This is a genomic window from Photorhabdus aegyptia, from assembly GCF_000612035.1.
Classification (GTDB): domain Bacteria; phylum Pseudomonadota; class Gammaproteobacteria; order Enterobacterales; family Enterobacteriaceae; genus Photorhabdus; species Photorhabdus akhurstii.
In genome coordinates this window covers 35,795-45,102 of the sequence record NZ_JFGV01000043.1, presented here as the reverse complement: position 1 = coordinate 45,102, position 9,308 = coordinate 35,795, and the positions used below count along the sequence as shown (strand labels likewise).

The following is a 9,308-nucleotide window of genomic DNA, read 5'->3' as shown; positions in this document are numbered from 1 at the left end:
AAAAGCTCCTGAAGACGTTTTTGCTTGTATTGGCTAATCCGACTTTTTCTCATTTGGATATCCTAGATCAAATTACTTATCTAGGACAGCCCCTATTAAAACTATCATGATACTTAGGATAGCGACCAGTTATACTGACAAAAATAATAAAGAAGAAAGAATAAAAAAGCAGAGGAGAAAAAAATAATATAATAATAACACTACTTGAGAATGTTATTTTCTCATCCATTTTGACTAAAGAAACTAAATTTCCCCCTGCCAAAAAGACAGCGAATAACGTCAAAATAAAAATAGCAAGAGTACCGATAATACGTATAATCTTTTTTTTATTTTCCATACTGCCCCCAATTATGAAGAAATTGATTGAAGTCAAATATAACAATATCAACCACATAGCTTCATATCTTTTACATAAGTATTCGGAGACATCCAAGATATTCTTGGACATACCAAATAGTTATCACTTCTTAACTTATAATTCACATACAAAGATGTAGGAAAACTTAAAAAAAGTGAAATAATGGCTATCGAACCAAAGTATTTTATAAAACTATCATGGTACTTTGGGCAACGGTTTGTTATATTAGAAAGAATAATAGAAACCATACAATACCAAATCAAAGGAGAAAAAAATAACATAATAATAACACTACTTGAGAATGTTATTTTCTCATCCATCTTAACTAAAGAAACCAGATTTTCTCCTGTCAAAAAGAACCCTAGTGATACTAAAACAAAAGTAGCAGCAGCAACGGTGATATGTATAATCTTTTTTTTATTTTCCATACACCCCCCAATTATGAAGAAACCGATTAAAATTAGCTTCTGGAATTCTTGGTTTTCTTTCCATCTCTTTTTTGAGGAGATTAATGATAGTTTCACTAATTTTAAATTTTTTATCTACACTATCAAGTATATACACTGTGAAAACACCTATACCAAACACAATACCAGCTACAACAATTACACCAAAAGTGACAATAGATGTAGATATCATCAAAGCCCCAACAGCCCAAGAAACAAAAGCTGTTACTACTGTCTTAGCCAGATCTACCGCAATATTACCTAGAAAATCAGCCAGTGTGTATTCATCCTTAAACATAAGTTCAACCGTTCGATAAGCCGCAGAAAAGAATATACTAAACTTCATTCCTTTAACTATGCCGCTATTTAATCCTTTCTGCCCAATCCCCATAGATACCACCTTCATGTTAGAAGCTTTATATCTTGAAGCAGTAATGATCTTTCTAACGCCCGCATAACCTGATATTTTAATATATCTATTTCCATCCTTACCCACATACTCTGTCGCTTTAATCCCTAATCTTTTAAATTCCCCTATAACATTAAAGAGATCAAAAGAATCATGAATGTTACCTGCATAGGGTGATATGGGATCGGTAATCTCAAATATTTTCTTTATAAATGGACTTTTTGGTTTTGGCGAATCAATATCTTCCAGAACATCTTTCGCTTCATCTAACGATAGCAGCGCAATATAGGTTGTATTCTCTCTTAACTGCTTTTCAAGACCAATGGCATCAAAGAATTCATGCTGAGGTTTTAATTGGTTAACCCCAACCTGACCTCTCAGGAAATCCCCCATATAGCCCTCTGGCGAGGGGTTGTATTTTTTATATGTCATTGTGAAACCCTTTTAATATTCTTACTGCCTATCCCAATAAGACTATTGGGATAGGCACTTTAAAATCAAAAATCATCACATCAGTGTTTAACCGCCGGAGCTTCCATTTCCAATTTGAGTGAAAGGACGCGGCCATCTGAAGTCTTCATATCTATCGCACTGGCTTGAGTTGACAATAATAGCTGAAAACACTGCATCATCATCATTGCCAGTTTTTCCTCTGGGATTAACGGACTATTCATTAATACGTCGGTGAGCTGTTGTAATAACTGTTGTCTATCTCTATCGTTCATACGGCTAATCCCATTAACAATTAAAGGTTCAAATACCGCACTATATTACATAAGAAATAGCCATGTCGACCATATAATAGCAAAAAATTAAAAAACCGTAGAATACCAACAGTTAAGTTCCTGTATAGCAACACAAAAATAACAGCTGATGTTTAAGCGTGAAAGTAATAAATACATCATCGATCAAAGAATTTTTATTTTTTATCACTGATACTATCCTTTAAGAAAAAAACCAACATTGAACTCTTAATTTCTTTATATTTTAGTGTTAAGGTCGTACCTTGACAGCCTAAACATATCGTTTTAGGTAACTTAAATAAAGAATTTGTATGGTAATCGCTTATGTCACATATAATCTATTTATCGTTAAATGGTAAGACGCAAGGTTTAATTTCTGCCGGTTGTTCAACGCTAGACTCTATAGGGAACCGATATCAAAATGGGCACGAAGATCAAATACAAATATTGAGTTTAAAGCACTCGATAACTCGCCAACAACATGTCGATCATCACCCTATACAATTTCTCAAGCCAATAGATAAATCATCCCCGCTGTTAGCCTCCGCAATATCTTCAAACGAGCTAATCAATGCGATTTTCTTCTTTTACAGAACAAATATGGCTGGACAATTAGAACTTTTCTATGAGGTCAAATTAACAGAAGCGAGTATTACTGATATTGCTTGCGTTTACCCGCACTCAATAAATGATAATGAAGTGATGCCGTACGAAAAAGTCTTTCTCAAATATAGATCCATATCTTGGAATCACATAACCGCCGGCACATCTGCTTACAGTATATGGGATGATAGAGTTTATTGAAAATAAACCGAGTTAAGCATATATATTTATATATGCTTAACTCTTTCTAATACGCAAAAAAACAAAAATGGTAACAACAACAATACCTAATAATGTCAATCGACCCCACATATCAGGAAAACAACCGGCAGCCATAGCCGACCAAGCTATAATCACTATAAAAGGAACTGTGTTCCATAAAAGATCTTTAATCCATATAAAAAAAAGATCCTTTAACCATGCCTTACTAAACATCCTTCTTTTTTCATTCATATTAATATCCTAATTCATCATTTCAACAAATGCAGAAATTATATCATTTTTCCCAATTTATAGCCCTTTTTGCTCTACACCCCATAAAATGCATTCACAAAGCTATCACTTTTATCGAAACATTGACCAAATTTGCTCTTTATGACAAATAAGAGTAAATAACTATTTATCACTTCAAGAATATTCCCACTAGGAAAATAATATGAAAATCAATCTCAACAGTATGGTCACTGAAAGCCGCAATCCCGTCAGTGCCAATATTGATACTTTACCAACCCTTGAAATGCTAAAACTGATTAACGATGAAGATAAAAAAGTCGCACTGGCTGTAGAGCAAACTTTGCCGAAAATCGCTGAAACGGTAGATAAAATTGCCGAAGCATTTCGTCACGGCGGTCGTTTAATTTATATCGGTGCCGGTACATCGGGCCGATTAGGGATTTTGGATGCCAGTGAGTGTCCACCCACTTATGGCACCAAACCGGAACAAGTGGTTGGATTAATTGCTGGTGGATATCAGGCCATTCTACATGCGGTTGAGAATGCAGAAGATAACCAACAACTGGGCGCAAATGATCTTCAAGCGCTAAACTTTAATGCAAAAGATGTACTGGTTGGCATTGCCGCCAGCGGCCGTACACCTTATGTCTTGGGTGCGATGGCGTATGCGAAATCCGTCGGCGCCACCGTTGCCTGCATTAGCTGCAACCCGGCAAGTCCGATGACACAAGCAGCCGATATCGCTATTACACCAATAGTTGGGCCAGAAATCGTCACAGGCTCATCACGTATGAAAGCCGGTACAGCACAAAAGCTAATTCTGAATATGCTGACCACCGGCGCCATGATCCGTACAGGTAAAGTTTATGGCAACCTGATGGTGGACGTAGAAGCGACGAATGCCAAACTGGTTGAAAGGCAGAAAAATATCGTTATGGCCGCCACCGAATGTAACCGTGAACAAGCGGAGCAGGCACTGGCTGAATGTGATGGACATTGTAAAACCGCCATTGTGATGATTCTGGCTGGCGTCAATGCTCAACAAGCAAGGGCTTTACTGGAAAAACATCACGGTTTTATTCGACCGACGATCTCAGCCGTTCGGTAACAACTTCCCTGCTAAGGAGGAGTAAGATGGCTAAAATTAATCAGACAGTCATTGCCCAGATCCTTAAAGCTATCGGCAATGCAAATAATGTGGCGCAATGTGGCAACTGTATGACCCGTCTGCGACTAACACTGCGTGACAGTACGCAAGTGGATAAAACCGCGCTAAAACAGATCCCCAATGTGTTAGGTATTGTCGAAAGCGACAATCAGTTTCAGATTGTGCTTGGGCCGGGAAAAGCTCAAGCAGCGGCTGAAATAATGAATGAATTACTAAATTCTTCTCCCCCTACAGAACAATCAAAACCAAGCGGCACTGATTTAACCAATATTGCTTCTGCTAATAAAAAGCAACTTAAAGAGAAACAGGTAAGTGCGGTACATAAATTCCTGACCAAATTCGCTACCATTTTTACGCCATTGATCCCCGGTTTCATTGCCGTTGGTTTACTTCTCGGTTTTGCCACTTTACTTGAACAGATAGCCATTCAAGGTGTTAAACACCCTAATACCATTTTGGTTGAAATCATCGGCTATATGAAAGTTTTCAGTAAAGGCATATTCAGTTTTCTGAGTATTCTGATCGGTTATAACGCGCAAAAGGCATTTGGTGGTTCGGGAATAAACGGTGCCATTATTGCTTCGCTGTTTGTGCTCAGTTATAACCCAGATGCCACCAGCGGTTTTTATTCCGGTATTTCTACTTTCTTTGGTTATAGCATCGATCCACGCGGCAATATTATCGGCGTTCTTATCGCCGCTATTCTGGGAGCATGGGTAGAACGGCAAGTGCGTAAGATCATTCCAGATAATCTGGATATGATCCTCACTTCGGCTATTACTCTGCTAATCATGGGAGCCATTGCCTTTATCTTTATCATGCCATTGGGGAGTTATCTATTTAGCGGCATGTCATGGTTATTCCTTCACCTTAACGGTAATCCTTTTGGCACGGCGATATTGGCCGGGCTATTTTTACTCGCTGTTATGTTTGGTATTCACCAAGGGTTTGTTCCCGTCTATTTCGCACTCATGGACGCACAAGGCTTTAATTCTCTGTTCCCAATCCTGGCAATGGCAGGCGGCGGACAGGTTGGCGCAGCGCTGGCGCTGTATGTCAAAGCGAAAAAAGGCTCTCTGCTGCGCACGCAGATAAAAGGCGCCATTATTCCTGGCTTGCTCGGCATCGGTGAACCCTTGATTTACGGCGTCACACTTCCACGGATTAAACCTTTTATCACCGCCTGTTTGGGCGGTGCCGTCGGTGGTTTCTTTATCGGTTTAGTGGCTTATTTGGGATTACCTGTTGGGTTGAATACGGTTTTTGGTCCATCTGGATTGGTAGCACTGCCACTGATGACCTCGAACAGCGGTATTTTTGTCGGAATGGTAGTGTACGCCGCCGGGCTAGTAGTTGCTTATATCAGCGGCTTTGTCATGACTTTGCTATTTGGCAGTAAGAATGTCGATTTGACCTGATGATAGTGAATGATTCCTTTCATTCACTATACCCGTTATCTTTCAAGTTGCCTCTTTGTTGGCTGCACTCACCCCGGTCACATAGTTATCTATGCTCCCGGGGATTCGCTCCCTTGCCGTCGCGATGCATCTTGAAATCCATAAGGTATATCAACTCACTTTTTCATTGGCGCTATAAAAATAACGCGGTTTGTCACCCAGAATCGTTGCTCGGTGCATAATCCTGCGCTGAGGCAGATAATCCGCATTAGCATAGTGTTGAGTCACCCGATTATCCCAGATAGCAATGTCATTTTCCTGCCAGCGCCAACGCACCTGAAACTCAGGTTTAGTAACATGAGCAAATAGAAAGTTCAAAATCGCTTCACTCTCCTTATCACTAAGGCCAACAATCCGGGTGGTGAAGCCTTCATTAACAAACAGTGCTGAACGACCAGAAACAGGATGTGTCCTGACAACCGGATGTAACAGAGGCGGGTTTTTCTCTTTACCCGCTAGCCAGCGCTGATGTTGATCTTTAGAACTTCGATGTCGATGTTCAGGAAAAGATTTAGTGAAATCATGCTCCGCCTCCAGCCCTATCAGCAATGTTTTGAAAGGCTCTGACAATGCTTCGAACGCAGCGATACCACTGCACCACAGCGTATCTCCACCAAACGGCGGGACTTTTTTAGCCGCCAAAATGGCACCCATCGGTGGTGTTTCAATGAAAGTCACATCCGTATGCCAGTTATCATTATCAGGCGGATTGTTGTCATGAGTATCCAAAACAATAATCTCTTCACTTTCTGGTGTATGAGGGTAAACCGGATGAATATGTAAATCACCAAATTGGCCTGCTAAATCACGTTGCTGTATTGGTGTAATAGGTTGATTACGAAAGAATAATACCTGATGCTTTAACAGTGCGTGATACAGTTGTTCAAACTGAATATCTGTCATCGGCTTAGTGAGATCGGTCTGTTCCACCAGCGCGCCAATATAAGGTCCCAACGGGATGATGTTTAGACGTTCATTCATGACTGTTTACCCCATGCCACGGCATTAAGTGACGTTGAATGGCCCGCAACCCCAACTCTAAGCCACATGCAATCAGCGCAATGACAATGATTCCCGCCACCACCATATCAGTTGCCAGAAACTCACCCGCCGATTGCACCATAAAACCTAACCCTTGTGTGGCGGCAATCAGTTCTGCGGCCACTAAAGTCGACCAGCCAACACCAAGCCCGATACGCAGGCCAGTCAATATCTCCGGCAAAGCATTAGGCAGAATGACGTGTTTCAATAGTTGCCAACGACTGGCGCCCAACGCCTGGGCCGCTCTTATTCGCACTTGCTCAACATTTTGTACCCCTACCACGGTAGATAACGTCACCGGCGCGAAAATTGCCAGCCAGATCAGTAAAATTTTTGAGGTTTCCCCGATCCCAAACCAAATGACAATCAAGGGTAAATAAGCTAACGGCGGGACAGGTCGGTATAACTCAATCAAAGGATCTATCACTGCCCGGATTTTTTCATTCAGCCCCATTGCTATTCCTACCGGAATAGCAATGGCTACCGCGGCTAATAAAGCCAGCAACATTCGGCTCAAACTGGCGGCTAAATGTTGCCATAATGTCGCCCCCATAAACCCTTGTTCACTCGCTGCGGTTATTAATTGATGTACCACCTGACCCGGCGCCGGTAATAATACGGATTCAATCAAGCTCAATGTTGTCACCAGCCACCAGATAAATAATAAAGTAACCACGGTAATTAATCGCCATAACACCCCGACAGGAATCGGTTTAAAACGTCTTTTACTATTTTTCAGCAATGCCACCACACCGGCTTCCTGTTCCTGATAAAGAGTCATACCAAAGCCCTCCGGTATCTGAACACGCGTTCCAACACGTATTCACGGCAGATAATAAAATCGGGATCAGATTTAATACTGCGGCTACATTCTCCATCTGCAAATCGTTGACCAAAATCGAGGGTAATCCGTTCAACAATTCTTCCCGGCGAAGATTCCATTAAATAGAGATCAGTTGCCATAAATATGGCTTCCTCAATATCGTGAGTAATCAACAGACACTGTTTTTTGCTGTCACGCCAGATAGTCAGCAACAGTTCCTGCATCTGTTCTCTGGTATAAGCATCAAGCGCTGCAAACGGCTCATCCAGCAGTAACAGTTGAGGTTCCACCGCCAATGCACGCGCAATACCCACCCGCTGTCGCTGGCCGCCAGACAGTTGCCAAATATATTTATCCTCGCAATCCCTCAAACCAACTTGATGAATGATCTGCCGAGCGGTCTCCAATCTCTGTTTTTTAGGCACACCGGCAAATTTCAGCCCCAAAGCCACGTTATCCAGTACCTTCAGCCACGGCATCAATCCTTCATGTTGAAACACCACTCCACGCTCCACTCCGGGACCAGTTACTGGTTTACCATTTAGCCAAATATCACCGGAGAAAGGGGTGAGAAAACCCGCGATCAGATTCAACAAGGTTGTTTTGCCACAACCGGATGGCCCAAGGATCACCACAAATTGCCCGGCGGTAATATCAAAACTGATATCACGAAGAACTTCTTCGTCCTGATATCTGGCTGTTAAGCCACTAATTTGTAGCATCGTTCCCCCCTGTTATGGTTGATGAAACGATCTCCTTGATAAATTTATCCGTCACATAATCTTGATAATTATCAGCAACCTGTGAAACTTTACCCTGTTGTTGCAGAAATCTAGCCGTATCACGAATCACTTTCGCCATTTCTGACTTTAATAAACTCAACTGCTGATCAGCATTCAGATAACGATTGGTGAGTATCCATTGACTGATTTTGTCTTCCGCTAACCCACTCAATCTCGATACCGCCGCAATATTCTTTTTATTTGCCAACCATTTTTCAGGAGAAGTCAGATAGCGCTGATTTTCATCCAGCACACTTTTCACAAATATCGTGACCAATTCAGGATGTTGTTCCGCGAAATCATTACGAACAACCCATACGTCCAGCGTTGGCGCTCCCCATTGAGCAATTTGTGCTGCATCGGTCAGTACACGGCCCGTTGCAGCTAATTCATTCACGGCAGGTAACCAGACAAAAGCTCCATCAATATCACCGCGCTTCCATGCAGCAACAATCGCTGGTGGTTGTAGATTAATAATCTTGATCAGCTTTGGATCTATCTGCCAGTGATGTAATGCCGCCAACAGGCTGTAGTGGGCGGTGGAAATGAAAGGAACGGCAATTCGTTTGCCGATAAGCTGAGAAGGTTCAGTGATTTTTTGATTAACAATCAGTGCTTCCGATTGCCCTAACTGGGAAGCAATCAGAAAAATTTTTACCGGCAATTTTTGGCTGGCAGCAACCGCTAACGGACTAGAACCCATATTGCCGATCTGCACATCACCAGAAGCTAACGCTCGCAGCACCGCAGAACCGCTGTCAAATTTCCGCCATTGAACATCAGCACCCGATCGCCGGGCAAAATCGCCGTTATACTGAGCAACTTTTGCCGGCTCTGGTGAAGTTTGATAAGCAATCGTGACTTGCTGACTGTTCGCCTGAACAGCGGGAGCCAATAGCAAGAGCGCCAGAAAAAAAAGATAAACCACAAGAGCGGATCTACCCACTTAAACACCTCCAATGTCATAATTAAAGACGAGGTACATCAGAGTAAGTGTTGTAGATATTTGCTAAAGTAAAAAAGAA

12 protein-coding genes are annotated in these 9,308 nt (G+C 41.7%); 3 read left to right on the top strand and 9 right to left on the bottom strand.

Translation table 11 applies throughout. The features are described 5' to 3' along the window. Nucleotides 1-76: 76 nt before the first annotated feature. The 4 genes from BA1DRAFT_RS14065 to BA1DRAFT_RS14050 all read right to left on the bottom strand — a co-directional run bounded on the left by BA1DRAFT_RS14065 (nucleotide 77) and on the right by BA1DRAFT_RS14050 (nucleotide 1,938). Nucleotides 77-337 carry a DUF1240 domain-containing protein gene (locus BA1DRAFT_RS14065; protein WP_082303689.1) on the bottom strand — a complete coding sequence of 87 codons (261 nt, stop codon included), beginning with the start codon at nucleotides 335-337 and terminating at the stop codon, nucleotides 77-79. Between the two features lie 47 nt (nucleotides 338-384). Then, the gene (locus tag BA1DRAFT_RS14060; RefSeq protein ID WP_036780274.1) at nucleotides 385-786 is read right to left on the bottom strand and encodes a DUF1240 domain-containing protein; all 402 of its coding nucleotides are present in this window, start codon (nucleotides 784-786) and stop codon (nucleotides 385-387) included. Next, complete coding sequence (locus BA1DRAFT_RS14055; RefSeq protein WP_200868787.1) at nucleotides 776-1,645, bottom strand: hypothetical protein; 870 nt, start codon at nucleotides 1,643-1,645, stop codon at nucleotides 776-778. Before BA1DRAFT_RS14055 ends, BA1DRAFT_RS14060 begins: the two co-directional genes overlap by 11 nt. An 80-nt stretch (nucleotides 1,646-1,725) precedes the next feature. After that, the gene (locus BA1DRAFT_RS14050) at nucleotides 1,726-1,938 is read right to left on the bottom strand and encodes a hypothetical protein (RefSeq protein ID WP_036780271.1); all 213 of its coding nucleotides are present in this window, start codon (nucleotides 1,936-1,938) and stop codon (nucleotides 1,726-1,728) included. A gap of 342 nt (nucleotides 1,939-2,280) precedes the next feature. Here BA1DRAFT_RS14050 and BA1DRAFT_RS14045 point away from each other — a divergent pair, with 342 nt between their 5' ends. Next, nucleotides 2,281-2,760, top strand: coding sequence for an Hcp family type VI secretion system effector (locus BA1DRAFT_RS14045; protein ID WP_036780268.1), 480 nt, complete (start codon nucleotides 2,281-2,283; stop codon nucleotides 2,758-2,760). Nucleotides 2,761-2,796: 36 nt separating this feature from the next. Here BA1DRAFT_RS14045 and BA1DRAFT_RS14040 read toward each other — a convergent pair whose 3' ends face one another. Then, the gene (locus tag BA1DRAFT_RS14040) at nucleotides 2,797-3,012 is read right to left on the bottom strand and encodes a hypothetical protein (RefSeq protein ID WP_036780265.1); all 216 of its coding nucleotides are present in this window, start codon (nucleotides 3,010-3,012) and stop codon (nucleotides 2,797-2,799) included. Between the two features lie 202 nt (nucleotides 3,013-3,214). Here BA1DRAFT_RS14040 and murQ point away from each other — a divergent pair, with 202 nt between their 5' ends. After that, complete coding sequence (gene murQ / locus BA1DRAFT_RS14035) at nucleotides 3,215-4,120, top strand: N-acetylmuramic acid 6-phosphate etherase (RefSeq protein WP_036780263.1); 906 nt, start codon at nucleotides 3,215-3,217, stop codon at nucleotides 4,118-4,120. Between the two features lie 26 nt (nucleotides 4,121-4,146). Continuing rightward, nucleotides 4,147-5,598 carry a PTS N-acetylmuramic acid transporter subunit IIBC gene (murP, locus tag BA1DRAFT_RS14030; RefSeq protein ID WP_036780261.1) on the top strand — a complete coding sequence of 484 codons (1,452 nt, stop codon included), beginning with the start codon at nucleotides 4,147-4,149 and terminating at the stop codon, nucleotides 5,596-5,598. A 150-nt stretch (nucleotides 5,599-5,748) separates the two neighbouring features. Here murP and tauD read toward each other — a convergent pair whose 3' ends face one another. From tauD to tauA, 4 genes are read right to left on the bottom strand one after another with little or no spacing between them, the layout of a single operon-like run. Beyond that, nucleotides 5,749-6,618: a taurine dioxygenase gene (gene tauD / locus BA1DRAFT_RS14025; protein ID WP_036780259.1), complete on the bottom strand. Its 870-nt coding sequence runs from the start codon at nucleotides 6,616-6,618 to the stop codon at nucleotides 5,749-5,751. After that, nucleotides 6,611-7,459 (bottom strand): taurine ABC transporter permease TauC, encoded by an 849-nt coding sequence (tauC, locus tag BA1DRAFT_RS14020; RefSeq protein WP_036780257.1) that lies wholly within the window; start codon nucleotides 7,457-7,459, stop codon nucleotides 6,611-6,613. The genes tauD and tauC overlap by 8 nt, the downstream gene beginning before the upstream one ends. Then, the gene (gene tauB / locus BA1DRAFT_RS14015; RefSeq protein WP_036780255.1) at nucleotides 7,456-8,223 is read right to left on the bottom strand and encodes a taurine ABC transporter ATP-binding subunit; all 768 of its coding nucleotides are present in this window, start codon (nucleotides 8,221-8,223) and stop codon (nucleotides 7,456-7,458) included. The genes tauC and tauB overlap by 4 nt, the downstream gene beginning before the upstream one ends. After that, on the bottom strand, nucleotides 8,210-9,229 hold the full coding sequence (gene tauA / locus BA1DRAFT_RS14010; protein ID WP_051560795.1) for a taurine ABC transporter substrate-binding protein: 1,020 nt from the start codon (nucleotides 9,227-9,229) through the stop codon (nucleotides 8,210-8,212). The genes tauB and tauA overlap by 14 nt, the downstream gene beginning before the upstream one ends. Between the last annotated feature and the right edge of the window lie 79 nt (nucleotides 9,230-9,308).